Origin of the sequence: Streptomyces albiflavescens, assembly GCF_014645835.1 — a bacterium.
GTDB classification, from domain to species: domain Bacteria; phylum Actinomycetota; class Actinomycetes; order Streptomycetales; family Streptomycetaceae; genus Streptomyces; species Streptomyces albiflavescens.
This window is the reverse complement of sequence record NZ_BMMM01000048.1, coordinates 1-1,065: the sequence shown is the minus strand read 5'-3', so window position 1 is coordinate 1,065 and position 1,065 is coordinate 1. Positions and strand designations below refer to the sequence as shown.

Annotated in this window: 1 rRNA gene; it reads right to left on the bottom strand. The window is 56.7% G+C overall.

The window, feature by feature from the left end:
• A 23S ribosomal RNA gene (locus IEY95_RS48455) occupies positions 1 to 1,065 on the bottom strand; the annotation flags it as partial.

Sequence of the window (1,065 nt, the reverse complement as noted above, 5' to 3'; positions counted from 1 at the left end):
TTACCCGCCTTCCAGATCTGGCCTATCAACCCAGTCGTCTACTGGGAGCCTTAACCCCTCAAGGGGGTGGGAGTCCTCATCTCGAAGCAGGCTTCCCGCTTAGATGCTTTCAGCGGTTATCCCTCCCGAACGTAGCCAACCAGCCATGCCCTTGGCAGGACAACTGGCACACCAGAGGTTCGTCCGTCCCGGTCCTCTCGTACTAGGGACAGCCCTTCTCAAGACTCCTACGCGCACAGCGGATAGGGACCGAACTGTCTCACGACGTTCTAAACCCAGCTCGCGTACCGCTTTAATGGGCGAACAGCCCAACCCTTGGGACCGACTCCAGCCCCAGGATGCGACGAGCCGACATCGAGGTGCCAAACCATCCCGTCGATATGGACTCTTGGGGAAGATCAGCCTGTTATCCCCGGGGTACCTTTTATCCGTTGAGCGACGGCGCTTCCACAAGCCACCGCCGGATCACTAGTCCCGACTTTCGTCCCTGCTCGACCCGTCGGTCTCACAGTCAAGCTCCCTTGTGCACTTACACTCAACACCTGATTGCCAACCAGGCTGAGGGAACCTTTGGGCGCCTCCGTTACCCTTTGGGAGGCAACCGCCCCAGTTAAACTACCCATCAGACACTGTCCCTGATCCGGATCACGGACCCAGGTTAGACATCCAGCACGACCAGACTGGTATTTCAACGACGACTCCACACTGGCTGGCGCCAATGCTTCACAGTCTCCCAGCTATCCTACACAAGCCGAACCGAACACCAATATCAAACTGTAGTAAAGGTCCCGGGGTCTTTCCGTCCTGCTGCGCGAAACGAGCATCTTTACTCGTAGTGCAATTTCACCGGGCCTATGGTTGAGACAGTCGAGAAGTCGTTACGCCATTCGTGCAGGTCGGAACTTACCCGACAAGGAATTTCGCTACCTTAGGATGGTTATAGTTACCACCGCCGTTTACTGGCGCTTAAGTTCTCAGCTTCGCCACCCCGAAGAGTGACTAACCGGTCCCCTTAACGTTCCAGCACCGGGCAGGCGTCAGTCCGTATACATCGCCTTACGGCTT